This is a genomic window from Pseudomonas sp. FW305-20 (assembly GCF_058788075.1).
On the sequence record NZ_JBYTAJ010000019.1, the window covers coordinates 68,738 to 95,494 of the forward strand.

A 26,757-nucleotide genomic window follows, 5' to 3' on the forward strand; every position below is an offset into this window, starting at 1 on the left:
AGGGGCTTTTTCGTTTCCGGCGTTTCGTTTAGGGCAAATTTGCAGCCTGCTCTTTCCTATCGAACCAGAACTCTCGCCTTGATCACCCACAATCCCAACAAAGTCAGAACAGCAAAGCCGCCACCCATCAGGAAAGTGGCTTGGAAGCCTATCGTGTCCCACAGCGCTCCAGCGATGACGCTGGCCAGCAGCAAGGCCAACCCGGTTAACAGATTGAACATGCCAAATGCCGTCCCGCGCAGTTCAGCCGGTGCGCAATCGGCGATCAGGGCGGCGAATATTCCTTGGGTAAACCCCATGTGCAGGCCCCATAGAACGACGCCGACGATCAGGCCTTCGATACCCGGCGCGAACGCCAGGGTCAGGTCGGCAGCAATCAGCAAAATCAGACCTGCGCCGAGCACCGCCACGCGGCTGACACGATCAGACAAGGCCCCGGCGGGATAGGCTGACAGTGAGTAGGCCACTCCCATCAGAACAAGCACCGCTGGCGCCCACATCGGCGCGAGCCCGACGGCCTGGCCGCGCAGTATCAGAAAGGCTTCGCTGAAACGGGCCAAGGTGAACACCGCAGCAACACCCACCACCCACCAGTAGCCAGCGCCCAGTCGGGCTAATTCCCGCCGGCTCAAAGGCGCACGCACCCGACGCGTTCCTTCCGCTTGTTTGGGCTCGTGAACGAACACCAGCAGCACTGCGACGGCAAGGAAGGCCGGAATGACGGCGACCCAGAACACAGTCTGGAAGTGGTTCGCGGTCAGCCACATCAATCCGATCGCCAGCAACGGACCCAGGAATGCACCCACGGTATCCAGAGTTTGCCGCAGGCCGAAAGCTGCCCCCCGTATCGCCGGCGGTGTGATGTCGGCCACCAATGCATCGCGCGGGGCGCCGCGAATACCTTTGCCAATGCGGTCGATAAAGCGAGCCCCGATCAGCCAGTCCAGCGAGCTCGCCAAAGGAAAGATCGGTTTGGACAGTGCCCCCAGCCCATAGCCCAACGCTGCGAGCAGCTTGCGCTTGCCCAATCGATCACTGAGCGCCCCGGAGAATACCTTGGTGATCGAGGCCGTAGCCTCGGCAATACCTTCAATGAGACCCACCGCCAAAACGGAGGTCCCGAGCACGGTAACCATATAGAGCGGCAGCAAGGCATGGATCATCTCTGAGGAGATATCCATCAGCATCGAGACGAAGCCTAGCGCCCAGATGCCGCCAGGCATGGTACGCCAGGCATTGGCGGTTGACGTCTTCTCGACTGGCGCAGTAACCGAAGTGCCATCCGACTTGTCCGTGGTTTTCATCATGAGCCTCGTAAGTCTGTTTGGCATAAGCATCTGATAGCGCGTCGCACCTCCGCAGCCGCGTTGCCGCTAACTCCGCCAAGATACGCTGGATCGATGAGTGATTTCGATCAGACAGTTGCGCCGATCTCACATCAGCATTTTCTGGTTTTCGGTGTAACGCTGGTCATTAGCTATCATGCAATACAGGGCAAATCACCGGATGTCGGGGGGATGCATGAACAGATGGCGACGGTTTTGGGTGTTTGTGAAGCTGGTGGCCGCATTCACGGCATGCCTGACCGTTGCCGTTCAGGCTTTTAGCTACATGTTGGAAAGCCCCGATGCAGCGCAGGTGCACCCTTTGAGCATTTTGGTGGTTGGACTGATCTTTGGCTTCATCACCTATGGAATCCTTTCACTGATTGAAAGGGCTGTGCGGGGTTTACTGCCCCATCCTCAGCCGGCTCAGCCTGAAGCAGAATTTAAAGAAGTTGACGTGCTGATGGAAGAACAACCTTTGGCCTTGTCAGCTGACGATTCTTCCCAACAGAAGAATCAGTGAGCAGTCTGTAGGCATGTATTACCGGGCGATCATCAAAGGTTCGAATCAGTGTTTTTTGCGTCGGACCAAACAGCATCGCAGCGTAAGAAAAATATGCCTTTTCAAGGGAAAAGTTACTCAGCGCAGTCACCCGATTTACCGTTCCCCGAATCTATTGGTTGTCCCATCAATCAAGGCTGTATCTGCGAAACATCCCCTGACATTGAAAGACCCTGCTGCAAAAAAACCTCATCTACTCTCGTTTCGCAGATCACTGATCTGTGTCATCAGCAATCGCAAGGAGCGAGCAATGTATTTTGAGATTTACAGGCAAACCCGTGGCACCGCACAGACCGGCAAAGGTCAATGGCGATGGCGTTTGAGGGCGGGTAACCATGAAACGATTGCCAGCGGGGAGGCTTACGTCAACAAGTCTGATTGTGTGCATGCCATCAGCTTGATCAAAGGGACTCACGATCAGACGCCGGTCAAGGAAATCTAGTCTTCAGACGGTGAAGCTGCTCAGTCAGAGCAGCTTTGTTTTGATCGAGTGGCTTTCCTTATGGTTGTGAATGCCCCAGTTTTCGTTTGATCAGGTCGTAGACATCCTTGTGGGTGGAGTTGTGCAGGGAATTATCCTTGCAGGCCGACCTGAGGAACGTTTTAACCTCTTCCTTTGCGTGAGGGTAAAGGCCGGCGACGTAATCGGCTTCATGGTCCTGGGTGCAGTTGAAGTGTTTGTCGTCTTTCGCTTTATCTCTAGCCATGATTAGGCTCCCTTGAGTTCAAATGTTTTTCGATGGCCAGGGCCGTTTTGCCCCAAACGTTGCTGAGCTTAGTGGCGCAAGCGAGTCCCGCCATACGAGCAACGAAATCAGGAAAGGGACGTAGGATTGGTCGGTGGTCTGCATTTTCGTTAAACGAAATGTGCTTGAGTCGCATAGACGCCGATTGCGGCAGCTACCTAAACTGCCTTCGGATTTGGGAGCGGGGTCAGTGGATGAATCGTAACGAACTACGCAAGGCCGACATCAACCTGATGGTGGTGTTTGAAACGCTGATGCTCGAGCGCAACGTCACCCGGGTGGCGGAAAAATTGTTTCTCGGCCAGCCGACCATCAGTTCGGCGCTCAATCGCTTGCGCACGATGTTCAACGACCCGCTGTTCATTCGCGTCGGCCATCGTATGGAGCCGACGGCGCGGGCCGAGGAAATTATTCTGCACCTGTCGCCGGCGCTGGATTCGTTATCGGTGGCGTTGAGCCTGACCCATGATTTCGACCCCGCCAGCAGCACCATGACCTTTCGTATCGGGCTGTCGGACGATGTCGAGTTTGGCCTGCTGCCGCCATTGCTGCGTGCCTTGCGCCAGGAAGCACCCAAGGTGGTGTTCGTGGTGCAGCATGTCGATTACTGGCGGATTCCGGACTTGCTGGCGTCCGGCGATATCACCGTTGGTATCAGCCAGACTCGCGGGCTGCCGGCCAACGCCAAGCGCAAGCTGTTGCGGCACATCCTGCCCAACATTTTGCGCGCGGACGCATCGGACACACCGCTGACGCTGGATGAGTATTGCGCGCGACCGCACGTACTGGTTTCCCACACCGCCAATGTCAGTGGCTACGCCGATGAGTGGCTGGCGGAGATTGGTCGCACGCGCCACGTGGTCCTGTCCGTGCCGCAATACAGCTCGTTGCCGGCCTTGCTGGCCGGGACCGATCTAGTTGCCAGTCTGCCGGACTACGCCGCCGAAGCGATGGCCGCGTCCGGCCAGCTGTTCAAGGAACCGTTCCCGTTCAAGACGCCTACTCTGGACCTCTCGATGGTCTGGCTCAGCCATGTCGATACCGACCCGGCCGAGCGCTGGTTGAGGTCACGGCTGGAGGCGTTCATGAGTGAGCGCGCGGTTTTACCACCCGAGTGAGTAGGGCGATGCTGTGATATATGTACGATCTTTCTGCCCACTTTCAGGAGCTCAGTCATGCCTCATCTGCACATGGAATACACCGCCAACCTGCCCGAGCTCAATGCTGACGTGGCGTTGATCCGACTCAACAATGCGTTGGTGGCTTCCGGTCAGTTTGCTGCCGAATACGACATCAAGAGCCGAGCGGTGAAGGTTGAGACGTTCAAGGTCGGCACGTTGTCAGGTGAGCGAGCCTTTGTGCACGTGAAACTGGCGCTGTTGAGCGGTCGTTCGCCACAGATCAAGCAGCAGTTGTCCGAAAGTTTGCTGGCTGTGGTGCAGGAGCTATGTGAATGGCCGACGGGCATTGAAGTCCAGCTGGCCGTCGAAATCCTCGACATCGATCGAGATTCCTACACCAAGATAGCCCTCTGAATTTCACGCCATTTCCTGCTCGTTGCAGGCCTTGACCACTTGCTCGCGCAGCCAGGTGTTGGCGCTGTCCTGATCGACATTCTGGCTCCACTGCATGTCGAGGCTGAATCCCGGCAAGCCGTTGGGCGCTTCGCAATGTTTGAAGATCGCGTCGTTGGCCAGCAATTGCTGGATACGCCGAGGCAGGGTCAGGATGAAGTCGGTGCCGGTGATCATCTTCAGTGCCGCGCTGTAGCTGTTGGAGCGCGCGACGATCTGGCGTTTTTGCGCCTGCTGCGCCAACCAGCCGTCAACCATGTTGGTGCTGGACGTCCAAGGTGTCGGGAACACGTGCCGGCGTTCAACAAAGGCTTGCAGGCTTAAACGCCGCTCCGGTGGTGAGGCACGTTTATCGAAGACACAGACCAGGTCATCCTCCAGCAGCATCCGGGATTTGAAATCGCCGTGACTGCGATGAAAGTTCGGGCCGAAGCAAATCACCAGGTCGAGGCTGCCGTCGCGTAGCTCTTCGGCCGGGATGTCGGTTTCGAACTTGTGCATGTTGACCATCACTGGAAGGTCGGCGAAATCGAAGCTTTTCAACAGGCGCGGCAGGATCAACTGCTCGAAGTATTCCGGTGCGCAGATATTGAAGGTGACGGGTTGCAGGGAGGGGTCGAATGCTGGCGCACCGGCGTGACACAGGTTGATGCTTTCCAGGATCTTCAGCACGTGGGTGTACATGGTGCTGGCTTTGTAGGTGGGACGCATACCCGCTCGGGTATTGATGAACAGTTCGTCTTCGAAACTGGTGCGCAGCTTTTTCAGGCAGTAACTCACGGTGGACTGGCTGACGCAGAGCGCCTCGGATACACCGCTGACGCTGCTTTGCTCATACACGGCAATAAACACCATGAGGTCCTGCATATCGAGCTTTCTAAGCAAGTTACTGTTCAGCATCCGTTGGGTCTCGCTGTGCTCCTTGCGCTGACTGTGCGCAAACTTGTGCGACAGATCCTAACGGAACGATGGTGCCAGGAGAATGCCTTGTAGGCTTTTTCATGGAAAGTTGTGGGGCAATTCCAGCGGTCTTCAGCCCTGAACGGCTGCAGGCACCCCGCGGCGACTGGACATCAGCAAGGCCCACATACCGATTCCGACCAGCAGCGCGCCGATGATTTCCAGCGGCAGTGGCGGCTGACGGAACCAGAACCAGTGAAAAACGGTGAGGAGCAGCGTGCTCAGGTAAATGTAGGAAATGACCGAGGAAGGGGCGATAACGCCGATGGCCCGATGCAGCAGCCAGAAGGTCGCCAGCGTGGCGAACACCGCCAGGTAAATCAGCCACCAGAAATCGCTCACGGTCAGCAATGACGCCGATCGCCAGCCGCCGCTGAATCCGCAGAATGCCAGCAGAAACAACGCGCCGAACAGCATGTTCCAGAAAGTCATGCCCACCGGGCCGCGCCCCTTGAGACTGCGGGCCTTGAGTCGTTGACTCAGGGGCGAGTAAAGCGCCATCGCCACGCAACCGACGCCATACACCGACACTGCATACAGCGATGGCAGCTCACCAGGGTCTGCGCCTTTCAACACCAGCAACACGGCCCCGGCAGCGGCCATCAGCATCGGCAGCACCCGCTGTTTCAGGTGGCTGTCGGGCATCAAAACCGCTTCGAACAGCATTGTCAGCAGTGGCACCAAGGTGAACATCGTTCCGGTGTTGACGGCCGAGGTGTAGCGCAACGCCTCGAACAGCGAGCCGAAATACGCCGCCAGCAGCAAGCCGAGCACGGCATGGCCGAACAGTCCGCGGACGGTCATGGCGCTATCGCCCTTGAACAGCAACAGCGGCAAAAACACCAAGGCGCAGAACAGCAGGCGCAAACCGGTCAGCAGGATCGGGTCGATGGCCTGGCTGACCTGTGCTGCCGCCGAGAACGATGCAGCGATCAACAGTGCCCAGAGCAACATGCCGAGGTGAGCGGCGGCGAAGCCAGTGTGGTTCATGATGTGGGTTCCCGGGTCAGCGAATGTGTTGGGCGTAATGCCGCGGATCGAAGCGCAAGACCATCAGGACCATCACTGCCATGACGCCGGTCAGTGACCACCAGGCCCATTCGAAGCTGCCGAGCTGGTCGCGGATCATCCCGGCAATCAGCGGCGAGAGACCGGCGATCAGGTAGCCGATGCCTTGCACGAACGCAGTCAGGCCACCGGCACGCCGGGGGTTGTCCAGATGATCCAGGGACACGATCAGGCTCATCGGGAACAGACCGCCGATGCCAAGCCCCAGCAGACAGGGCCACAACAGAGTCAGGTGTTGTGGGCTGAGAACAAGCCCGCAGAAACCGGCCATGATCAGCGCCAGCAACACCACCAGGACCACGCGCCGGTCACGGCTGCGGTTGGCGATGGCCGGTGTCAGCAGGCCGGACAACACTTCCATGGCGGTCAGGAAACCTAGCAGCAACCCGGCGTTTTGTTCGCTCCAACCCTTTTCCACGTAGTACGGCGCCAGCCAGGCCAGCACACAGGTGTAGGACGCAGTACCCAGGCCGAAGAAGATTGCGAGCAGCCAGGCGCGGGAATTGCCGAAGAACGACCCATTGCGCTGCGCCTGAGCAGGCTGCGCCGGCAGCCTTTCACGTTGCACGCACCAAAACAGCAGCGCTACCAGCGCCAGCGCCGCCCAGATCGCCAGGCCCACACGCCAGCTGCCAGTGCGGATCATCACCAGCGGCGCAAACGACGCCGCAATCGCTGCGCCGCCCATGATCGATGTGACGTAGAGCCCCATACACATGGAAACATTGTCGCTGAAGCGGGATTTGATCAGCGTCGGTATCAATGCCTGGATCAGCGCGATACCGATACCCGCCAGCACGGCGCTGAGGATCAGTTCGGCCGCGGAATCGAGGAATAACCGCGACACCGTGGCCACGCCGATGATCAGCAGCGAGAGCACCACGGTGCGTTGTTCGCCGATTCGTTGGCTGACGCCCAGCCCAAAGAACATCGCCAGCCCCATTGCCATCACTGGCAGCATGGTCAACAGCGAGGCCAGGCTGAAACTGAGCGCAATGTCACCGCGAATCGCCGACAGCAAAGGACCGACGGCGGCCATGGAAGGCCGCAGGTTCAGGGCGACAAGAATGATGCTGAACATCAGCCAGACGGCGGGGCGGGAGATTGCGCGAACGTTTTCCATCTATCGGACCTTGAATGACAAGGCGCCGATTAGGCGCGCGAGGCCTGCGGGCGGCAAATCAGAAAGTCCCAAGCAGTATTTAGAAATTAAATAACACCCCATACTCCCTGTAGCAGCTGCCGAAGGCTGCGTCCGGCTGCGAAGCAGACGCACATTCTGGCACCGGATGAACCTGCCATACCGCATTGGCTGATTTAACGGCTGCTTCGCAGCCGAACGCAGCCTTCGGCAGCTGCTACATGTCCGGTGGTGGTTCTCAATTGTTTAGTCAATCCGCAACCAAAGTTCTTCAAATCCTTATTTAACGACTTAACCTCCCGTGTGACGCTGCTGGTCATCTGTTCTCTGTGGTTTTCTCTATGGACGGTTGTCCCGTCGCACTTCCCTCCGAATTAGCCTTTTGGGCGCTGTGGCACTGCCGTCACGCGCGCCCACCGGATTCCTGCATTTCCCGTTGATTGTTCTTACAGGTCCCGCGCTATGCGCCGGGATCAAAGCGGCGACGCCTGTGCGTTTGCCTGACGCGGAAATAAGAGAATTCCCATGAGTGTTGCCACGACATCTTTCGCCACCCAGCAAGAAGCCCTGACCTTTCTGGAACAGAACCCGGATATCGAGATGTTCGAGTTGTTCATCCTCGACAACAACGGTGTACCGCGGGGCAAGTTGCTGCACCGCGATGAACTGCTGGCGGTGTACGAAAGCGGACGGCCATTGCCGAGCACCATTCTTGGTCTGACCATCAACGGCGATGACGTGGAAAACTCCGGCCTGGTCTGGGACGTTGGCGATATCGACTGCCGGGCGTACCCGATCAGCGGCAGTTTGACGCGCATGCCGTGGCGGCTGATTCCTACGGCGGCGGTGCAGGTCAGCATGCACCCGAAGGAGGGCATGCCCGCGACGATTGCCGATCCACGGCATCTGCTGGCGAAAGTCATCGAGGGCTTGCAGGCCGACGGCTATTACCCGGTGATGGCGGCGGAGCTGGAGTTCTACCTGCTGGATCAGCAGCGCGACAGCAACGGTCGGCCGCAACCGGCGCGGGATGTCGATGGCGGTCGTCCGCGCGGGACCCAAGTCTACGGATTGCGTGAACTGGAGCAGATCGAACCGTTTCTGGCTGATCTCTACAGCGCCTGCAAACTCCAGGGCATTCCGGCGCGCACGGCGATTTCCGAATACGCGCCGGGGCAAGTGGAAATCACCCTCGAACACCGCACCGACGCCTTGCAGGCGATGGACGAAGCGGTGCGCTACAAACGACTGGTCAAGGGCGTGGCACACAAGCACGGGATGACGGCGTGCTTCATGGCCAAACCGTTCGATGACTTGGCGGGCACCGGTATGCACATGCACGTCAGCCTGGCAGACAAGGAGGGCAACAACCTGTTCGCCAGCGAAGCCCCGGAAGGTACGCCGCTGCTCAAACAGGCGGTCGGCGGGATGCTCAGCACGTTGCTTGATTCGTTGCTGCTGTTCTGTCCGAACGCCAACTCTTACCGTCGCTTCCAGACCAACAGCTATGCGCCGCTGGCACCCACGTGGGGCGTGGACAATCGCACCGTGAGTTTGCGCGTGCCCGGCGGGCCGGCGTTTTCCCGGCATATCGAACACCGCATCTGTGGCGCCGACGCCAACCCGTATCTGGCGGCTGCGGCGATTCTGGCCGGGATCCATCGCGGTATTCGCGAACAACTCGATCCTGGGGCGCCGGTGGAGGGCAATGGCTACGCCCAGGCCACGGAACTGTTACCGACTGACTGGCTGACCACGTTGCGGGCGCTGGAAGGTTCGAACTGGGCACGGGAAGCGTTCGGCGGGGAGTTCCTCGGCGTGTACCTGGCGGTAAAACGTGCCGAGTATCGACAGTTCATGGGCGAAGTCGGCGAGCAGGACTGGCGCTGGTATTTGCATCAAGCCTGAACAGAATCTGAACCATTCACAAATCAGTCAAGAGTCTTGGTCTAATGCCACGAGCCAACTAATCGTTGGCTTCTTTTTCACAAAAAATTGAGGGTTGGCTACCTAAAATTAGTGCAATCGCGGTAAATGAAGTTTTCACATTTGCCGATGGCACTTCTTTTCAGGAACAGCCGATCATCATGTGGAAGATTAAAGCCGTGCGCCCCGAGTGGGTGACACTGATTGCCAGTGCCTTTCTGTTAACAGGCTTCAATCTTGTTCTCTGGCAGCACCTGTTTGAGATCACGGCATCTGACGGTCAAGGCATCGTCATGCGCGTGGTGTTCGGCTTGATTATCCTGGCGGCCTTCAACATTGTGCTGACCCTGCTGGCGTTCCGGTTTGTGCTCAAGCCGGTGTTGACCCTGCTCTTCATGATCAGCGCCGGAGTGGCGTATTTCATGAGCCAATATGGTGTTTTGATTGACACCGGCATGTTGCGTAACTTTGCGCAAACCAATGCGACAGAAGTGCGTGACTTACTCTCGATCAAGTTACTTGCCTATATTGTTTTGCTCGGGTTTTTGCCGTCATTTTTATTATGGCGAACGCCGGTTAGTTACCGTCACTGGCACCGTGAGCTACTCAGCAAAGTTCTCGTGAGTGTCGCGTCAGTTGCTGTGATCGGTGGTGTTGCGCTGGTTAACTATCAGGGCTTGTCTTCATTGTTTCGCAATCACCATGAGTTGCGCTTGATGGTGGTGCCGAGCAACTACATCGGCGCCTCGGCCGGCTATCTGCGTGAGCAGGTCGCGTCTGCGCAGCAACCCTTTGTCATGCTGGGCGAAGATGCCCGGCGAGATCCCGTCTGGCAAACCCACGGCCGCAAATCCCTGACCGTGCTGGTGGTGGGCGAAAGTGCCCGGGCGGAGAATTTCGGCATCCTGGGGTATGACCGTGACACCACACCCAAACTGGATAATGAAGCCGGCCTGATCGCTTTTACCGATGTGCATTCCTGCGGTACGGAAACAGCGGTGTCGGTGCCGTGCATGTTCTCCGATATGGGCCGCAAGAATTACAACGCCAGCAAGGCAAAAAACGAGGAAGGCCTGCTGGATGTACTCAAGCACGCGGGGCTCGACGTGATCTGGCGCGATAACCAATCAGGCTGCAAAGGCACTTGCGATCGGGTCACCCTCGACGACGTCAGTAACCTCAAGGACCCGGTACTGTGCGCCAATAGCGAATGCCGCGATGAAATCCTGCTGCAGGGTTTGCAGCACTTCATCGATACGCTGGATAAAGACACGGTACTGGTGTTGCACCAGATGGGCAGCCACGGTCCGGAATACTTCAAGCGCTACCCGAAAGAGTACGAACACTTCACCCCTGTTTGTGAAAGTAACGCCCTGAACAATTGCAGTCGCGAAAGTATCGTCAATGGCTACGACAACACCCTGGTGTATACCGACCACGTGCTGTCCACCCTGATCGATTTGTTGCGTAGCAATCAGGACAAAGTCGACACCGCGATGCTCTATCTGTCGGACCACGGCGAATCCCTGGGCGAGTACAACTTGTTCCTGCATGGCACGCCTTACATGCTGGCGCCGGAACAACAAAAACATGTCGCGATGCTGGCCTGGTTTTCCGACAGCTATCAAAAGTCGTTCTCGGTGGACACCCATTGCCTGCAACTGAGTCGCGAAAAGCCCTTGAGCCAGGACAACCTGTTCCATTCGATGCTCGGTTTGCTGGAGGTCAAGAGCAAGGTCTACAACCAGGACCTGGATATGTTTGCCGGATGTCGCGGTGCGGTGATCGACGGCGTTCTGGCCAAAGAGTAAGTGCTTCACCCTTTTTTGCATGCAGCTGTTTCAACACATCGCCTGTCCCGAGCATCGTTTGGCAATGCTCAAGGAATTCCATCGGGGTCGTCGCGATACGGTGATTGTGGCGATACGGATCGATACTCATTTCAAAGGCCGACGTACGAAGGCCGCTAGACCGTTGGCCAGCAAGGCCGACGTGGAATCCGAGTTAAATTGCACAGGTCAGTCATCAGGATTTACTGCCCGGCTGTGCGCGGATGCGTGTCTACGTACTGCGTAAGGCCCGCTAGTCTCCGCCTGTCAGACATTTCTTGCTGTTTGGCCGGCATTTTCGCTAAAGCTCTTGTTCAGTGAATGCGCGGAAATCGCCGGGGGCGATATATACTGCGCGCCATTCTTCAAGGGAGAGCCGTGTGGCCATCGATATTCACTGGATTCGCGACAACGATAGCCTCGGTCAGTTTTGTGCCGAGTGGCAGCAGCTGCCATTCGTTGCCCTCGACACCGAATTCATGCGGGTCGACACCTTTTATCCGATTGCAGGCCTGCTGCAGATCGGCGATGGCGTACGCGCTTACCTGATTGACCCGCTGACCATCGACAACTGGCAGCCGCTGGCCGCGTTGCTGGAGAACCCGGCCGTGGTCAAAGTCGTCCATGCGTGCAGCGAAGACCTCGAAGTCCTGCTGCGCCTGACCGGCAGCCTGCCAGCGCCACTGTTCGACACCCAACTGGCCGCCGCTTACCTGAACCTCGGTTTTTCCATGGGTTATTCACGGCTGGTGCAGGAAGTGCTCGGCATCGACCTGCCCAAGGGCGAGACCCGTTCCGACTGGCTGCAACGCCCACTTTCCGATACCCAAATCAGCTACGCCGCCGAAGATGCCTTGCACTTGGCGGAAGTTTTCGTACAGCTTCGTCCGAAGCTTTCTGACGACAAGTACGCCTGGGTCCTGGAAGACGGTGCCGAGCTGGTGGCCAATCTGCGCCGCGAAGTTGATCCGTATGAGGTCTATCGCGAAGCCAAGCTGGCCTGGAAGCTTTCCCGCGCCCAGCTCGCCGTGTTGCGTGAACTGTGCGCCTGGCGCGAGCGCGAAGCCCGCGCCCGTGATCTGCCGCGCAACCGCATCGTGCGTGAGCATTCCCTGTGGCCGTTGGCGCGGACTCAACCGGACAACCTCGGCGCGTTGGCAAAAATCGAAGACATGCACCCGCGTACCGTGCGTCAGGACGGCGAGTTTCTGCTTGATCTGATCAAGCGCTCTGGCAGTGTGTCGCCTGATCAATGGCCGCCTGCGGTGCCGGAGCCTTTGCCGGTGGACGCCGCCGCACTGGTCAAACAGCTGCGTGCGATCGGCCAGGCCGAAGCAGAACGCTTGAACATTGCGCCGGAACTGATGCTGCGCAAGAAAACCCTGGAAGCGCTGCTCAAGAGCGGCTATCCCAACGGTCCTTACCAATTGCCTGATTCGCTGCGTGGCTGGCGCCGCGAATTGATGGGCCAGGCGCTGCTCGACAGCCTGGCCACCGCCGGAGAACAGCCTTGAAACGTATTTGCTCCATTTATCGAAGCCTGAAGAAAAACGAGATGTACCTCTATGTGCTCAAAAGCGATGCACTGGAGCGCGTCCCGGAAAGTCTGATGGCGGCCTTCGGCAAACCGCATCACGCCTTCGACCTGGTGCTGACCCCCGAGCGCAAACTGTCGCGCGAGGACATCACCGTGGTGCTGGAAAACCTTGAGAAGCAGGGTTATCACTTGCAGATGCCACCGGCCGAAGACGAGTACATCGAACATTTGCCGGAAGAATTGCTGCGCCGCAACGACCCGATGTGACCGGCAGACAGGCTCTGTTCAGAGCCTTTATGAAACACTGGAATGATTTTGGCGATGGCCAGGGCGATGGAGCGTTACTCCGTCGGTGGCCGTCTGCTCTGTTTTTGAAAGGTTTGAACCATGCGCGTGCTGATTGCTGAACACGACCACCCGGTGTACGCCCAGCTGTTGCGTCAAGCAGCGCCCGACCTGGAAGTGCTGACCAGCGGCGACTCCGCCGAACTGGCCAGCCTGGCCGCTGATTGTCCGATCTGGCTCGGTCAGCCGGACCTGCTGGCGACCTTGCTGCGTCAGGGTCACGAACCACAATGGCTGCAATCGACCTGGGCGGGCATTACGCCGCTGCTGGCCGATGGCTTGCCACGTCACTATCGCCTGACTCGGGCGGTAGGGATTTTTGGTCAGGTCATGGCCGAATACGTGCTGACCTACATGCTCGGCCACGAGCGCGAAGTGCTGCCGCGGCTGGTCAGCCAGGTCGAGCGCAAGTGGGACAGTCGCCAGGGCCAAAGCCTGGCCGGCCGCAAAGTGTTGATCGTTGGCACCGGTGATATTGGCCAGACCGTGGCGCAGTTTCTTCTGCCGTTCGGCGTCGAGTTGTACGGCATCGCCAGCGAAGCCCGCGAGCAGGCGCCGTTTGTCGAAGTCGGGGCACTGGCTGATCTGCCGCGTCTGGTGGGTGAAGTCGATTACGTGATCAATCTGCTGCCGAATACGCCAAACACCCACGACCTGTACGACGCGGCGCTGTTCAAGCAGTTCAAGCCGACCGGGTTGTTCATCAACGTCGGGCGCGGCGTGGCGGTGGTCGATGCGGATCTGGTGGAGGCCCTGAAAGAAGGGCATCTGGCAGGTGCGGTGATCGACGTCTGCCGTCAGGAACCACTGCCGCAACGTCATCCGTTCTGGACTGCCTGGGGCTTGCTGCTGACCGGCCACAGTTCGGCACCGACCTCGCCATCGATGATGGTGAACCTGTTTGTCGAGAACCTGCGGGCGTATCAGGCGGGTGAGGCGTTGCGCGGGGAAGTGGATTTCAATCGCGGGTATTGAATTACACCGATGATCGTTCCCACGCTCTGCGTGGGAATGCATCCCGTGACGCTCTGCGTCACATCTCAAAGCGGAACGCGGAGCGTCCCTGGCGGCATTCCCACGCAGAGCGTGGGAACGATCGGGTTCAGCGCGCTTAGAGGGTGAAGTCGCCTTCAGCCGCCAACTCGCTCAGCGGGCGACGCGGGCTTGGCTCTTCGCGTGCTTGCAGGTACTCCGCCAGCGTTGCCTTGTCGCCCAGTTTGCCCACCGCCACCGCAGCGTGCAGCGCATAACCCTCTGGAATGTTCAGCTCCTTGCGAGTCAGGTCCTGGTCGAAACCGGCCATGCCGTGGGTGTGCCAGCCGCTGATGCTCGCTTGCAATGCCAGATGGCCCCAAGCAGAACCGGTGTCGAAGGTGTGCCACAAGGCCGGGGTTTCTTCGGTAGCGCCAGGCACCGCGAAGGTGGTTTTCGAGATCACGATCACCAGTGCCGAGGCGTGCTGCGCCCAGCCGCGGTTGAACTCATTCAGCAGGCCCAGGAAACGCTCCCAGTTTGGCGTATCGCGACGCGCATAGAGAAACCGCCAAGGCTGCGAGTTGTACGCCGATGGCGCCCAGCGCGCGGCTTCGAAGAAGCTCAGCAGGGTCTCTTCCGGGATGCTTTCGCCGGTAAAGGCGCGGGGCGACCAACGGTCGGTGAACTGAGGGTGGATGGCATAGTCGGCAACGCGTGGATTAGCGCTCATCGAGTGATTCCTTGCTACGTTTGAAAGAATGGGGCGACGCAAAACCCTACTGGGCGGCGCAATAACTGACAAGCTCGTTCTACCGGCAGTCGCCAACGCTTGGCCCACAAGGGCCTTGGCACTAGACTGGCGGCCTTTTCACCACCTGATGTTGATGCTTGAGCCATGGCCGCCAAAGTCGAACCGTTCTGGATACGCAAAACCCTCGATCAACTCGATAAAGAGGAGTGGGAATCGCTGTGCGACGGCTGTGGACTGTGCTGCCTGCAAAAGCTCGAAGATGAAGACGACAATAGCGTCTATTACACGCGTATCGCCTGCAAACTGCTGGACCTGAAAACCTGTCAGTGCACCGATTACCCGAACCGCCGCGATTTCGTCCCCGACTGCATCCAGCTCACACCAGGCAAGGCCGATGAGTTCAAATGGCTGCCGCCGTCCTGCGGCTATCGACTGGTCAGCGAAGGCAAGGACCTGCCACTTTGGCACCATCTGGTGTGCGGTGATCGCGATGCCGTGCACCACGCGCGAATCTCCCAGTCCGGGCGCATGCTCGCCGAAGGCAGCGTGGCCGAAGATGATTGGGAAGACCATCTGATTTTCCGGGCGGGTTGATTCCTCCACAAAATTTGTAGTGTTTGCTGGTATTCAGGGCTGCTACGCAGCCCAGCGCGAGCAAGGAGTGGGTATGGCTGTGGGATTTCGGCTGGCGTTGGCATTTGGGCTTTTGGCCCTGGGTTCGCCCGCGTGGGCGGCGAAGAAGGTTGATCTGGATTACCACGTACGCCTGTTGCCGCAAAGCGATCAGGCCGAAGTGCGGCTGACCCTGGCTCAGGGCGCGGCGGTGCGCAGTCTGGATTTCGACCTGGGCGATGGCAGTCACTACAGCGATTTCAAGGCCGACGGCCAATGGCAGCTCACGCCGGGCAAGCAGGCCCGTGGTGTCTGGCGTCCGGCCGCCGACAAGGCCAGCCTGACCTACCGCGTACGCATCAGCCACGGGCGCAAGAGCGGCAGCTTCGATACGCGCATGACGCCAACCTGGGCATTGATGCGCGGCGACGATCTGGTGCCGGCGGCCAAACTCGATCAGCAGGACGGCATCGAGTTGGTTTCACGCCTTGAGTTCGAATTGCCCGCAGGCTGGAAAAGCGTTGAAACCGCCTGGCCGCGAATCGGCAAGAACAAATTCCGGGTCGATAACGTATCTCGCTTGTTCGACCGGCCCACGGGCTGGATGCTCGCCGGCCACCTCGGCAGCCGTCGCACGCGGCTTGGGGAAACCGAGGTTACCGTTGCCTCGCCTCAGGGCCAGGGCATGCGCCGCATGGATGTGCTGACGCTGCTGACCTTTGTCTGGCCGCAAGTACAGGCGGTGTATCCCCGACATCCCGTCAAACTGTTGATCGTCGGTGCCAATGACCCGATGTGGCGCGGCAGCCTGGGCGCGCGCGAATCGATCTACCTGAACACGCGCCTGCCGCTGGTCAGTGAAAGCGGCAGCAGTGCATTGGTGCGGGAATTGGCGCAGGTGTTCGGACGGATCAACGATCAGCAGCGCAGTGACTGGATCAGCGAAGGATTGGCCGAGTATTACGCCATCGAACTGGTGCGCCGCGCCGGCGGCATGAGCGATGAGCGATATGAGGGTTTGCAGGCGAAGTTGGCCAAGGACAGCCAGAAGGTCACGACTTTGCGCGCTGAGCAGGTCAGCCCGGCGCAGGTGTCGAAAGCGGTCGTGTTATTGCAGGAACTGGATCGCGAGATTCGCCTGAAGACCCGCAACAAGCGTTCACTGGATGATGTGTTGCGCGGGGCGATGCGTTTGCAGAGCGTGGATACCAAGGAGTTTGTTCAGCTGGCCGAAAGCATCATTGGTGAATCTTCCCAAGTACTCGATAGCTCGCTCCTGAACTGATCGTTCCCACGCTCTGCGTGGGAATGCATCCCGTGACGCTCTGCGTCACCTCCAGAAGCGGAACGCGGAGCGTCCCTGGCGGCATTCCCACGCAGAGCGTGGGAACGATCAGTTCTAGGTCAAGCCCCGGGTTTAGGCGACTTCAACGAATCATCGCCGGTCACTGTGGCGGTATTGGTCGCCGCTTCGGCATTCGCCTTCAACCGGTTCAACTCTTCACCCGCCCGCTGAATCTTCGCCCGCACGTTGTTCATGTCCTGACGGCTTTTCTCGAGCAGGCTTTTCGCCGAACTGTGCCCGGTAATGCCACGCGCCAGGGCCACACCGCCGATCGCCACTTGAATCAACCCGAATACACCGCCGCGACGCAGGCCCTTGCCGACCATGATCACACCGCCGGCCAGGGAACCGATGCGTTCCCAACCCTGCACGTTCTGCTCAGTGTGAGTCTGGAACGGGGTGGATTCGATGCGTTCTACGCGTTTGAGCTCGCTCATGATCTGTCTCCTGGCTGGAATGCTGCTTCAAGAATAGATATTTAAGCTGACTGCCAAGGCGGGCGGCTTGTTCCATCGGATGTGAGGTGAATCAGCGGAATTTCGCCCCGGAGCGGGTGTTGAGTCCCTTGGACATGCGGTCATAGAGCACGACGTTGACGGTGGCCGCCAGGTTCATGCAACCGGTGGTCGGGATGTAGACCACATCTTCGCACCAGTCGCGAATCTCTTTATCCAGCGAGCCGTCTTCCGGGCCGAAGATGTACAGCGCGCGGTCCGGATGGGTGTATTCCGGCAGCGAACGGGCGCCGTCCACCAGTTCCACGGCGACCGGCACGCAGCCCAGCGGCAGGATTTTCTTCAGGTCGTCGATGCCGATCAGCGGAATGTCGTAGTGGACGCGCTTGGTATCGGTGACGAAGTCGGCGGCGCGTTCATAACGCTTGCCGGTGTAGAACACGGACGCCACGCCATAACAGCCAGCGGCGCGCATCACCGAACCGACGTTCTCCGGTGATTTGGGGTTATACAAACCAATGCAGCTGTACCGTTTGTCTGCCACGAGCGGGGTGCCTTCGGGGAAAAAACGGCGATTATACGGGGATTGGGGGGAGGGTGGTCAGTGATCGTTCCCCTGTGGCGAGGGGGCTTGCCCCCGTTCGGCTGCGAAGCAGTCGTAAAATCAGCAAGCGCGGTTTACCTGACTAACTGCTGCGGCTGATTTTGGGGCCGCTTCGCGACCCAACGGGGGCAAGCCCCCTCGCCACGGGGCCAAGGTCGACTTCAGTCGTCTTTCTTCATCAGGCCGGCCAACGCGGCAAACGGGTTATGCGTCGCCTTGGCGATTGTCGGCGAGCTCAGCGAGCCTTCACCGAAATACTGTTGATCGGTGTACCGCGAGTGTTCGTTGTCGTGGCAATACAGGCACAACAATTCCCAGTTCGAGCCATCCTGAGGGTTGTTGTCGTGGTTGTGGTCACGGTGGTGCACAGTCAGTTCGCTCAGGCGCTTGCCGGAAAACTCACGGGCGCAGCGACCGCACACGTGCGGGTACATTTTCAGGGCCTTGTCGCGGTAACCCATTTCCTTGTCGCGCTGGTTGTCGGCAAGGATGCGGTCCAGTTTCGACGTGTTGGTCGGTGTTGACGAACTCATGGGTTCACCTTTGTAAAAGACTAATGACGGAATTAAACGCAGTTTAGCTCAGCCCTTGAGCTTCTCGGCAATCCAGATGGTGTGACGGGTGCCTTTGTTGCCGTGGGCGAAGACCTGGACTTCCTCAGCCTTGAAGCCGGCCTTCTTCAGTTTGTCGGAAAACTGTCGGTCAGCGCTCGCGGACCAGACGGCCAGCACGCCCTTGGGCCGCAGGGCCTTGGCGCAGGCGCTCAGGCCGCCAGCGGAGTAGAGCCAGCTGTTGGCCTTCTGGGTCAGGCCTTCGGGGCCGTTGTCGACGTCGAGCATGATTGCGTCGAAACCTTGCGGCTCGGCTTGCAGGACCTTGGCCACGTCTTCCATGCGAATGACCGTGCGCGGGTCCAGCAGCGGGTTCCCGGCTTTCTCACCAAGCGGTCCACGGTTCCACTCCACCACGCCCGGGACCAGTTCGGCGACCACCACTTCAGCGGTCTTGCCCAGGTGCTTGAGGGCCGAGGCGAGGGTGAAACCCATGCCCAGGCCGCCGATCAGCACGCGCGAATTCGGCCGGCCGGCCACTTTACGGCACGGGATCTCCGCCAGAGCGTCTTCCGAGCCGTGCATGCGGGTGTTCATCAGTTGCCCGCCGTCGCCGCCCTGAATCTTGATGACGAAATCCTCACCGTATTCGAACAGGCACAAGGCACCGCCATTTTCAGGAATTGGAGTGGTGTCGAGCAGAACGAAACGTTTCATGGGACTCACTTGAGGAGAAATTGGCATAAGAGGGAGAAGGCAAACACGCGCAGTTGGGAGTAGCCTGCAAAAAGACCACAAGGCCAACGGAGCCATTGATGAAGCGCACCATTCTAACGGTCATTGCCTTGGCCGCGCTCTCGATAACTGCAGTGCAGGCCCAGCAGTTGCAAACCATTCCGACCAGCCCTGCGCCGCTGCCCGGTTCGCCCGGCACCGCGACCCCGACACCGTACCCGCAAATCACCCCGACCAGCGCACCCAAGGTCGGGCCCGGCAGTGGCGGTCCGCCGTTGGTGCCCATTGAAATGCCTGGGCCGCCCGCCAAGGACCAGCCACTGCCGGTGCCGGAGCAAAACCCGTCGAAAGCCAAACCGCCCGGCGGTTAAACCTGCTGCGAGAGCAGTTGCCCATCGGCCATGCGCAAGCGTTTGGAGAGGGAAACGGCGAGGGCGCGGATGATTTTGGCGGCGATTTTCGGTGCATCGTTGAGCATCTTTTCCAGCGAATCCTTGCCCAGGTTGAGCAGCTGGCAATTGCTGGCGGCCACGCAACTGGCCGAGCGGCGTTCGCCGTCGAGTACGGCCATTTCGCCGAACGCCCGACCGCTGCGCAACGTTGCCATGGTCACCAGGTGCCCGTCGCTGTTGGTTTTCTGCACCGCCACCTGGCCGGTGTGGATGATGCACATGAAGCTGCCGGCATCGCCCTCATGGAAAATCTCTTCGCCCTGAGCAATGGTGCTGATGCTGAAATAGCCCGAAGCCGTGGCGAAGTCCGCCGGCAGCAGTTGATCGAACAGGCCACAGTCCATCAGCCAGTCGCGAATTTCGTTGTTCAGTAAGGTCGGTTCTGACATGTCGTCACGGTCTTTTTCTTTTGTCTGTTGCAGGCTCGAATTTGAAATCACCGCAAATCCCTGTGGGAGCGGGCTTGCCCGCGATGACGATGTTACAGCCAATGATGATGTTGAATGGGATGGCCTCATCGCGGGCAAGCCCGGCTCCCACAGGGAATGTGTGTTGTCTCGGGCCCCTAGTGTCTGGTGTTAAGACCGACACGCCGAGCCAAGTTCCTCAGGCGATGCCCAAAACCTTGAAAACAAATGCGTATTCGAGAGCTACGTCACGCAATCCTTGATACCGACCGCTCATCCCGCCGTGCCCGGCACCCAATTCGGTCTTGAGCAGCAGGGGATTTGTGTCGGTTTTGGTCGCGCGTAATTTCGCCACCCACTTGGCCGCCTCCCAGTACTGCACGCGACTGTCGTTGTAGCCGGCGATCACCAGCATCGCCGGATAAGCTTGTGCGGTGACGTTTTCGTACGGGGCATAGGCCTTTATCCGCTCATAGACGTCCGGTTCTTCAGGATTGCCCCACTCGTCGTATTCGGTGACGGTCAACGGCAGGTCCGGGTCGAGCATGGTGTTCAGCACGTCGACGAACGGCACTTCGGCAATCGCAGCAGCAAACAACTCCGGCCGCTGATTGAGCACCGCGCCGATCAGCAGGCCACCGGCGCTGCCGCCGCTGATCGCCAATTGCTGTGAAGTCGTGAAGCTATTGGCGATCAGGTGTTCGGCGCAGGCGATGAAGTCGCTGAACGTGTTGTGTTTGTGTTCCTGCTTGCCGGCGCGATACCAGGCTTCGCCCAGTTCACCGCCGCCACGCACGTGAGCGATGGCGAACGCCACGCCACGGTCCAGCAGACTCAAGCGGGCGTGGGAGAACCACGGGTCGAGGCTTTCGCCATAAGCGCCATAGCCGTACAGATAAAGCGGCGTCGGCTTGCCGAGTGCTTCGCGTTTGACGACGAGGCTGATCGGCACTTTCGTACCGTCAGGTGCGGTCGCCCACAGGCGCTGACTGACGTAGGCATCGGCGTCGAACGGGCCAAGTACCGGGGTTTGCTTGAGGACTTTCTGCTCGCCGTTGCCCAATACCAACTGGCGGATTTGCGCCGGGCGGTTCAGCGCTTCATAGCGCAGGCGGATCCTGTCGCTGACGAACTCCAGACTGTTCTGTACATGAAGGCTGTAGGCCGCGTCCGGTAATTGCACGCGGTAGCTCGGCAGGTCTTGCGGATGAACTTCGATGATCGGCAAGCCACCCTCACGCAAGCTCAGGGTCATGGCACCGGCATTCAGGCTCATGCCTTCGATCATCACCGTGTCGCTGTGCGGGATCAGGTTTTGCCAGTCGGCCTCGGTCGGCGCCACGCCGGTGTCGGCGGCGTGGTACAGGGCAAAGTTGATGCCGTCGCGATTGGTGCGAATGAACCAGGTCCATTGACCGTCGAGCGCGCCGTGGTCGACGTCGTACTCATGGTCTTCAACCCTCGGAGCGATGCAGGTAAAAGCCTGCTGCGGCTGGAACGCATCGAGCACCCAGACTTCGCTGGTGGTTTTGCTGCCCAGGGACAGCAGCAATTGCTGCTCGGAACTGGAGCGGTAGCAATGCATGAAGAATCGACCGTCCGGCTCATGGAACACTTCTTCGGCCGCCGTACCGTCCAGCCGATAGCGGAACAGTTTGTGCGGGCGATGGGTGTCGTCCAGTTCGCCGAAGAACAGCGTCAGGCTGTCATTGGCCCAGGTCATGCTGCCGTCGCAATCCTGGAATTCCAGTTCACTGACACGGCCGTTGGACAATTCCTTCACGAACAGCGTGTAAATCTCATCGCCCGTGGCGTCGATGCTGTAGGCCAGACGCTGGTGGTCCGGGCTGATGCTGAAGGCGCCGAGGGAAAAGAAGCCGCCGTTGGCCAGTTCATTCGGGTCCAGCAGCAGCTGTTCCTGGCTTTCGTCGAGCTGCAGGCTGTCATCGGCAGGGCGTGGGCAGCGGTAGTGACGGGCATATTCATCACCGGCCGTGGTGCGCGTGTAATACAGGTATGGACCCCAAGGGGAGGGCAACGACAGGTCGGTTTCGAGAATCCGGGCCTTGATCTCTTCGAACAGGGTTTCACGCAACCCGGCCTGATCGGCGGTTTGCGCCTCTTGGTAGCGGTTTTCCGCTTTCAGGTAGTCGAGCACCGCCGAGGTGTCGCGCTCCTGCAGCCAGGCATACGGGTCGTCGCCTTCGGCCTTGTGGGCGATGGGAGCGTCGGAAACGTTGACGGATAGGGGCATGAAGGGCTCTCGAACAATGTACGGAATAAGGGCTTCGCAACGTGTGGGAGCGGGCTTGCTCGCGAAGGGGCCAGCACGTTCAACATCTCTGTTGACTGACACACCGCTTTCGCGAGCAAGCCCGCTCCCACAGGGGATGCGTTTTACAGACTGGTATTGGGGCAGCCTGACGTGCGAAAAGTCGTTACTATAAGCGCCTCTTTGCCTGCCTTGCCATGGACACCATGACCGAGAACGACTATCTGATCGCTTGGGGCCTCTACGCCTTCGCCGCTTTGGGCTGCCTGTTGGTGTGGATGCGCATTACCCGCTGGATGTGGCGCTGGCTGCGTGAGCCGCTACGGCTATTGGTTGCCGTGTTGCTGTTCTGCCCGACCATCATTGATCCGGTGAAGGAAAAAGTTGCCCCGGCCATCGCCATTACGGCCCTTGACCTGATGTTCAAGGTCGGCAACAACGCCTGGCGCGCGGTTTCCGACCTGTTCATGTACGGCATGATCGCCTTCGGCATTTACCTGGTATTCGTGGCGATCCGTTTCCCTATCGAACGTGCGGCCAACGCTCGCAAGGAACAGGCCGCCGCTGCCAAGGCTGCGGCCCGGGCCGATGAACCTGAAGAAGATCATCCATTCGGCGGTGCGGGCGATGATCGTTACGGTCGTCCACCGGTGCCGAGCAACCCTCAGCGAATGCGGGTCGAACCGCGACTGTAACCTGCCCCTGCCTTTCAGCGAGAATCCGAGCATGTGTGAGTTATTGGGCATGAGCGCCAATGTCCCGACCGATATCGTGTTCAGCTTCACCGGGCTGATGCAGCGCGGCGGCCGCACCGGTCCGCACCGTGACGGCTGGGGCATCGCTTTTTACGAGGGCCGTGGCCTGCGCCTGTTTCAGGACCCGGCGGCGAGCTGTGAGTCCGAAGTCGCGAACCTGGTGCAACGCTATCCGATCAAGAGCGAAGTGGTGATCGGGCACATCCGCCAGGCCAATGTCGGCAAGGTCTGCCTGTCCAATACCCATCCGTTTGTGCGTGAGTTGTGGGGCCGTAACTGGTGTTTTGCCCATAACGGCCAACTCGCGGACTTTCAACCGATCAAGAGTTTTTACCGCCCGGTCGGCGATACCGACAGCGAAGCGGCGTTCTGCGATTTGCTTAACCGCGTGCGCGCCGCGTTCCCGGAACCGGTCGAAGTCGAAGAACTGCTGCCAGACCTGGTGGCCGCCTGCGCCGAATACCGCAGCAAAGGCGTGTTCAACTGCCTGCTCAGCGATGGCGACTGGTTGTTCTGCTATTGCTCGACCAAACTGGCGCAAATCACCCGTCGCGCGCCCTTCGGCCCGGCGCGCTTGAAGGACGTTGATGTGATCGTCGACTTCCAGGCCGAAACCACGCCCAACGACGTGGTCACGGTGATCGCCACCGAACCCTTGACCGAAAACGAAACCTGGACCCGCTACGAACCGGGCCAATGGAGCCTTTGGCGACGCGGTGAATGCGTCAGCCAGGGCAAGACCGAATAAGGATTTCCCTTCATGTTGCTCAGTTATCTACGGCTGGTGTTGTTCGCGGCGGGCCTGTTGATCGGTGTCCAGGTGCCGGGGTTCATCAACGACTATGCCAAGCGCGTCGAAGCGCATCTGATTGAGGCGCAAACTGGTCTGAGCGGTTTTCAGGGCACGGCGAATCAGTTCTTCAAGGGTGACATGCAGGCATTGGTGGCTCATTACCGCGCCAGCGAAGACCCGATCTTTCGCAGCGATGCCGACAGCCTGAGCACCTTGCTGACCCGTCAACTGGCCCTCGATAAACAGTTCCAGGCCATGCAAGGCCCGTGGTACATCCGCTTGCTGCAGGTGGCATTGGCGGCTGATCCGGATATTCGCAAGGAAACCTGGAATGGCTACAGCTATCAGATCCTGCTGACGCCGGAAGCGATGATCTGGGGCATGAGCGGGGCGCTGCTGTTGTCGTTCGGCATTGAATGCCTGTTCCGTCTGATCGACTGGGTGGTGCTGGGCGGCAAACGCCTGCGCCAGAGCCGGCCGATCGAAGACCGGGATGTGCGGGGGTTGTAATGAGCGCCACCGACCTGTCGAATGATCGTTCCCACGCTCTGCGTGGGAATGCCTCAACGGACGCTCTGCGTTCGGCTCTGAATGGGACGCGGAGCGTCCCGGCTGCATTCCCACGCGGAGCGTGGGAACGATCAATTTCAGCTCACCGAAGGTTTGCTGAGGACGATGTAGTTTTCACCCACCTTCTTCGCATACCCATCCAGCACCTGCTGACATAACGAAACAATCTCCTCGACCCACTCCACGCCAACCCGCCACGACACCACCACCTGCAAATTCGGTGGCCGTTGGTCGATGGCCAGCAAGGTCAATTCCCCCCGCGCCAGTTCCTCGGCGACCAGCACCGGTGGCAGCGCACCAATACCGAAACCGTCCCGCAGCAACCGGGTGATCGCCGACACCGAGTTCACGCAGTTCAACCGTGGCGTCAGGATGCCGTTGGCCTGCATCAGGGCGAGAATTTCCTGATGCGGATGGGAGTTTTTCGAATAGGTAATGATCCGTTCCCGCGCCAGGTCGGCAATGCCGGAGTACTCGCGGTTGTAGATTGAGTTCGTAGCCACAATCCAGCCCATCGGATGACTGGCCAGTTCAAGGCTGCGCACACTTTCCTGACGCAACAGGTCGGTTTGCAGGATCAGATCAAGAAAGCCTTTTTGCAGCTGATCGCAGAGGTTGAGCGCTGTATCAGCCACCAGCTCGATTTCCACCAGCGGATAGTGATCCATCATTTGCGCCACCAACGGGCTCAGCCAGGTGTGGATGACGGTGTCCATGACACCGATCCGGACCCGTCCGACCTTGCTTGAGCGCGTCTCGATCGAGTGCTTGAGCGCCTGCATCGTATCCATCATCTGCTCGGCATATTCGAGCACTTTCAGGCCTTCGGGCGTCAGGCTCACGCCGCGAGAATCGCGCAGGAACAGCTTCACCCCGAGCTCGCCTTCGAGCACGGCGATACGGCTGGAAATCGACGCCTGGGTGGTGAAGAGCTTGTCTGCCGTCAGGCGAAAACTCTTGAGTCGGGCGACCCAGACAAAGGTCTCGAGAAACTTCAGGTTCATAGGGACAAGTTTTTCTTATGTCTAAAGCGGGTTTTTATTAGTTGGACGTAGCAGGGCCGTCAGCCCAAAAATCAGGCCATCCGGTCCCCACGATAGGCGTCGTCGGGGTTCAGAACAATACCAATAAAAATTAGCGCGGAGATTTGCCATGAGTGCGCCCGACACGCTCGACATCCCCAAAGCCACGGTTCGCCCGGGACCTTTCGACTGGTACCGCAACATCAATCAGCAGGAACGCCGCACGTTCTGGAGCTGCAAGATCGGCTATGGCCTGGACGGCATGGACACCCAGATGCTCAGCTTTGTGGTGCCGACCCTGATTGCGATGTGGGGCATCACCACCGGCGAGGCCGGGCTGATTCACACCAGCACCTTGATCGCCTCGGCCATCGGCGGTTGGGTGGCGGGGATTCTCTCCGACCGCATCGGTCGCGTCCGCACTTTGCAACTCACCGTGCTGTGGTTCGCCTTCTTCACCTTCCTCTGCGGTTTCGCCCAGAACTACGAGCAACTGCTGATCAGCCGCACGCTGATGGGCTTCGGTTTCGGCGGCGAATGGACCGCCGGCGCGGTGCTGATGGGTGAAGTGATTCGTGCCAAGGACCGCGGCAAAGCGGTGGGCATGGTGCAATCCGGCTGGGCATTGGGTTGGGGACTGACGGCGATCCTGTATGCGCTGCTGTTCTCGGTACTGCCGCCGGAAGACGCCTGGCGCGCTCTGTTCCTGCTTGGCATCGTGCCGGCAATCTTTGTGATCTTCGTCCGCCGACTGGTCAAGGACCCGGAAATCTATCGCGAAGCCAAGGCCAAGCAAGAACCCAGCAACCCGGCAAAGTTCTACGAGATCTTCGCTCCCGGCATCCTGTTCACCACGATTCGCGCGTCGGTACTGACCACTGGTGCCCTCGGCGGTTACTACGCGATCACCTCCTGGTTGCCGACCTTTCTGAAGAACGAACGTGGTTTGAGCGTACTCGGTACGGGCGGTTATCTGGCGATGGTGATCGTCGGTTCCTACGTCGGTTACGTCATCAGCGCGTATTTGACTGACATCCTCGGGCGTAAAAAGAACTTCATACTGTTCGCGGTCGGCTCGTTCACCATTGTTCTGCTCTACACCCAATTGCCGGTCAGCAATGGCGTGATGCTCTGGCTGGGCTTTCCTTTGGGCTTCTTCGCTTCGGGGATTTTCAGTGGCATGGGCGCGTTCTTGACCGAGCTGTTTCCAACGCGGATTCGCGGTTCGGGCCAGGGCTTTTGCTACAACATAGGCCGGGCGCTGGCGGCATTGTTCCCGCTGTTGATTGGCTTGATGAGCCAGAAGGTGCCATTGAGTGTGGGAATCGGTGCCTTTGCGGCGGTGTCCTACGGAGTAGTGATCCTTGCTGCCCTGAGCCTGCCGGAAACCCGTGGCAAGCAACTCGAGGCCGAGTAACTGATAATCTGCGGGCAAATGCCTACAG

At 59.2% G+C, this 26,757-nt stretch carries 29 protein-coding genes and 1 pseudogene; 17 read left to right on the forward strand and 13 right to left on the reverse strand.

Annotated features, from left to right (window positions below):
- Positions 1-56 precede the first annotated feature (56 nt).
- Positions 57-1,304, reverse strand: coding sequence for an MFS transporter (locus AC3WP4_RS17615; protein WP_102615527.1), 1,248 nt, complete (start codon positions 1,302-1,304; stop codon positions 57-59).
- Positions 1,305-1,521: 217 nt separating this feature from the next.
- On the opposite strand from AC3WP4_RS17615, the gene AC3WP4_RS17620 reads away from it, so the two are divergent.
- Entirely contained in the window at positions 1,522-1,848 is a 327-nt protein-coding gene (locus tag AC3WP4_RS17620) for a hypothetical protein (protein WP_074874291.1), read from the forward strand.
- 289 nt (positions 1,849-2,137) lie between these two features.
- The gene (locus AC3WP4_RS17625; RefSeq protein WP_074874292.1) at positions 2,138-2,329 is read left to right on the forward strand and encodes a YegP family protein; all 192 of its coding nucleotides are present in this window, start codon (positions 2,138-2,140) and stop codon (positions 2,327-2,329) included.
- A 58-nt stretch (positions 2,330-2,387) separates the two neighbouring features.
- On the opposite strand, the gene AC3WP4_RS17630 is transcribed toward AC3WP4_RS17625, so the two are convergent.
- On the reverse strand, positions 2,388-2,594 hold the full coding sequence (locus AC3WP4_RS17630) for a hypothetical protein (RefSeq protein WP_074874293.1): 207 nt from the start codon (positions 2,592-2,594) through the stop codon (positions 2,388-2,390).
- Positions 2,595-2,827: 233 nt separating this feature from the next.
- Here AC3WP4_RS17630 and AC3WP4_RS17635 point away from each other — a divergent pair, with 233 nt between their 5' ends.
- Both AC3WP4_RS17635 and AC3WP4_RS17640 read left to right on the forward strand, forming a co-directional pair.
- Positions 2,828-3,751, forward strand: coding sequence for a LysR family transcriptional regulator (locus tag AC3WP4_RS17635; RefSeq protein ID WP_102615528.1), 924 nt, complete (start codon positions 2,828-2,830; stop codon positions 3,749-3,751).
- A gap of 57 nt (positions 3,752-3,808) precedes the next feature.
- Positions 3,809-4,168 (forward strand): 5-carboxymethyl-2-hydroxymuconate Delta-isomerase, encoded by a 360-nt coding sequence (locus AC3WP4_RS17640; protein WP_074874295.1) that lies wholly within the window; start codon positions 3,809-3,811, stop codon positions 4,166-4,168.
- Between the two features lie 3 nt (positions 4,169-4,171).
- Here the strand turns inward: AC3WP4_RS17640 and AC3WP4_RS17645 are convergent, their stop codons facing one another.
- From AC3WP4_RS17645 to AC3WP4_RS17655, 3 genes are all read right to left on the reverse strand, one after another.
- Positions 4,172-5,107 (reverse strand): LysR family transcriptional regulator, encoded by a 936-nt coding sequence (locus AC3WP4_RS17645; protein ID WP_102615529.1) that lies wholly within the window; start codon positions 5,105-5,107, stop codon positions 4,172-4,174.
- Positions 5,108-5,239: 132 nt separating this feature from the next.
- Positions 5,240-6,157: a DMT family transporter gene (locus AC3WP4_RS17650; RefSeq protein WP_102615530.1), complete on the reverse strand. Its 918-nt coding sequence runs from the start codon at positions 6,155-6,157 to the stop codon at positions 5,240-5,242.
- Positions 6,158-6,173: 16 nt separating this feature from the next.
- Positions 6,174-7,358, reverse strand: coding sequence for a cyanate transporter (locus AC3WP4_RS17655; protein WP_102615531.1), 1,185 nt, complete (start codon positions 7,356-7,358; stop codon positions 6,174-6,176).
- Positions 7,359-7,901: 543 nt separating this feature from the next.
- Between AC3WP4_RS17655 and AC3WP4_RS17660 the strand changes: the two genes are divergently transcribed.
- The 6 genes and pseudogenes from AC3WP4_RS17660 to AC3WP4_RS17685 all read left to right on the forward strand — a co-directional run bounded on the left by AC3WP4_RS17660 (position 7,902) and on the right by AC3WP4_RS17685 (position 13,988).
- Positions 7,902-9,284 carry a glutamine synthetase family protein gene (locus AC3WP4_RS17660; protein ID WP_074874299.1) on the forward strand — a complete coding sequence of 461 codons (1,383 nt, stop codon included), beginning with the start codon at positions 7,902-7,904 and terminating at the stop codon, positions 9,282-9,284.
- Positions 9,285-9,463: 179 nt separating this feature from the next.
- Positions 9,464-11,113: a phosphoethanolamine transferase gene (locus AC3WP4_RS17665; RefSeq protein WP_102615532.1), complete on the forward strand. Its 1,650-nt coding sequence runs from the start codon at positions 9,464-9,466 to the stop codon at positions 11,111-11,113.
- Positions 11,114-11,123: 10 nt separating this feature from the next.
- Positions 11,124-11,388: pseudogene (locus AC3WP4_RS17670) on the forward strand (class I SAM-dependent methyltransferase); the annotation flags it as partial.
- A gap of 123 nt (positions 11,389-11,511) precedes the next feature.
- Entirely contained in the window at positions 11,512-12,645 is a 1,134-nt protein-coding gene (rnd, locus tag AC3WP4_RS17675) for a ribonuclease D (protein WP_102615533.1), read from the forward strand.
- A complete protein-coding gene (locus tag AC3WP4_RS17680) occupies positions 12,642-12,935 on the forward strand; it encodes a YcgL domain-containing protein (RefSeq protein WP_007898694.1) in 294 nt (97 codons plus the stop codon). The genes rnd and AC3WP4_RS17680 overlap by 4 nt, the downstream gene beginning before the upstream one ends.
- Positions 12,936-13,055: 120 nt before the next feature.
- Positions 13,056-13,988, forward strand: a complete 933-nt coding sequence (locus AC3WP4_RS17685; protein ID WP_074874302.1) for a D-2-hydroxyacid dehydrogenase — start codon at positions 13,056-13,058, stop codon at positions 13,986-13,988.
- Positions 13,989-14,124: 136 nt separating this feature from the next.
- Here AC3WP4_RS17685 and AC3WP4_RS17690 read toward each other — a convergent pair whose 3' ends face one another.
- The gene (locus AC3WP4_RS17690) at positions 14,125-14,718 is read right to left on the reverse strand and encodes a nitroreductase family protein (protein ID WP_008153118.1); all 594 of its coding nucleotides are present in this window, start codon (positions 14,716-14,718) and stop codon (positions 14,125-14,127) included.
- Between the two features lie 165 nt (positions 14,719-14,883).
- On the opposite strand from AC3WP4_RS17690, the gene AC3WP4_RS17695 reads away from it, so the two are divergent.
- Positions 14,884-15,333, forward strand: a complete 450-nt coding sequence (locus AC3WP4_RS17695) for a YcgN family cysteine cluster protein (protein ID WP_074874304.1) — start codon at positions 14,884-14,886, stop codon at positions 15,331-15,333.
- A 73-nt stretch (positions 15,334-15,406) separates the two neighbouring features.
- Positions 15,407-16,636, forward strand: a complete 1,230-nt coding sequence (locus AC3WP4_RS17700; protein ID WP_102615534.1) for a hypothetical protein — start codon at positions 15,407-15,409, stop codon at positions 16,634-16,636.
- 119 nt (positions 16,637-16,755) lie between these two features.
- Here the strand turns inward: AC3WP4_RS17700 and AC3WP4_RS17705 are convergent, their stop codons facing one another.
- From AC3WP4_RS17705 to AC3WP4_RS17720, 4 genes are all read right to left on the reverse strand, one after another.
- Entirely contained in the window at positions 16,756-17,133 is a 378-nt protein-coding gene (locus AC3WP4_RS17705; protein ID WP_074874306.1) for a YgaP family membrane protein, read from the reverse strand.
- A 91-nt stretch (positions 17,134-17,224) separates the two neighbouring features.
- Complete coding sequence (locus tag AC3WP4_RS17710) at positions 17,225-17,695, reverse strand: RNA methyltransferase (RefSeq protein WP_007944014.1); 471 nt, start codon at positions 17,693-17,695, stop codon at positions 17,225-17,227.
- A gap of 221 nt (positions 17,696-17,916) precedes the next feature.
- A complete protein-coding gene (locus AC3WP4_RS17715) occupies positions 17,917-18,288 on the reverse strand; it encodes a YajD family HNH nuclease (protein WP_074874307.1) in 372 nt (123 codons plus the stop codon).
- Positions 18,289-18,336: 48 nt separating this feature from the next.
- The gene (locus AC3WP4_RS17720; RefSeq protein ID WP_007898703.1) at positions 18,337-19,023 is read right to left on the reverse strand and encodes a spermidine synthase; all 687 of its coding nucleotides are present in this window, start codon (positions 19,021-19,023) and stop codon (positions 18,337-18,339) included.
- Positions 19,024-19,121: 98 nt separating this feature from the next.
- Between AC3WP4_RS17720 and AC3WP4_RS17725 the strand changes: the two genes are divergently transcribed.
- Positions 19,122-19,412 (forward strand): hypothetical protein, encoded by a 291-nt coding sequence (locus AC3WP4_RS17725; protein WP_076030085.1) that lies wholly within the window; start codon positions 19,122-19,124, stop codon positions 19,410-19,412.
- Here the strand turns inward: AC3WP4_RS17725 and AC3WP4_RS17730 are convergent.
- Both AC3WP4_RS17730 and AC3WP4_RS17735 read right to left on the reverse strand, forming a co-directional pair.
- Positions 19,409-19,882, reverse strand: coding sequence for a cyclic nucleotide-binding domain-containing protein (locus tag AC3WP4_RS17730; RefSeq protein ID WP_076031549.1), 474 nt, complete (start codon positions 19,880-19,882; stop codon positions 19,409-19,411). The two genes, AC3WP4_RS17725 and AC3WP4_RS17730, sit on opposite strands and share 4 nt — an antisense overlap.
- 217 nt (positions 19,883-20,099) lie before the next feature.
- Entirely contained in the window at positions 20,100-22,154 is a 2,055-nt protein-coding gene (locus AC3WP4_RS17735; RefSeq protein WP_102615535.1) for a S9 family peptidase, read from the reverse strand.
- A 215-nt stretch (positions 22,155-22,369) separates the two neighbouring features.
- Between AC3WP4_RS17735 and AC3WP4_RS17740 the strand changes: the two genes are divergently transcribed.
- From AC3WP4_RS17740 to AC3WP4_RS17750, 3 genes are read left to right on the forward strand one after another with little or no spacing between them, the layout of a single operon-like run.
- A complete protein-coding gene (locus AC3WP4_RS17740; protein WP_074874310.1) occupies positions 22,370-22,867 on the forward strand; it encodes an MFS transporter in 498 nt (165 codons plus the stop codon).
- A 31-nt stretch (positions 22,868-22,898) separates the two neighbouring features.
- On the forward strand, positions 22,899-23,675 hold the full coding sequence (locus AC3WP4_RS17745; RefSeq protein ID WP_074874311.1) for a class II glutamine amidotransferase: 777 nt from the start codon (positions 22,899-22,901) through the stop codon (positions 23,673-23,675).
- Between the two features lie 12 nt (positions 23,676-23,687).
- A complete protein-coding gene (locus tag AC3WP4_RS17750) occupies positions 23,688-24,230 on the forward strand; it encodes a DUF2937 family protein (protein ID WP_102615536.1) in 543 nt (180 codons plus the stop codon).
- A 137-nt stretch (positions 24,231-24,367) separates the two neighbouring features.
- Here the strand turns inward: AC3WP4_RS17750 and AC3WP4_RS17755 are convergent, their stop codons facing one another.
- A complete protein-coding gene (locus AC3WP4_RS17755) occupies positions 24,368-25,294 on the reverse strand; it encodes a LysR family transcriptional regulator (RefSeq protein WP_074874314.1) in 927 nt (308 codons plus the stop codon).
- Positions 25,295-25,442: 148 nt separating this feature from the next.
- Here AC3WP4_RS17755 and AC3WP4_RS17760 point away from each other — a divergent pair, with 148 nt between their 5' ends.
- A complete protein-coding gene (locus tag AC3WP4_RS17760; protein ID WP_074874315.1) occupies positions 25,443-26,729 on the forward strand; it encodes an MFS transporter in 1,287 nt (428 codons plus the stop codon).
- The last annotated feature ends 28 nt before the right edge of the window (positions 26,730-26,757 follow it).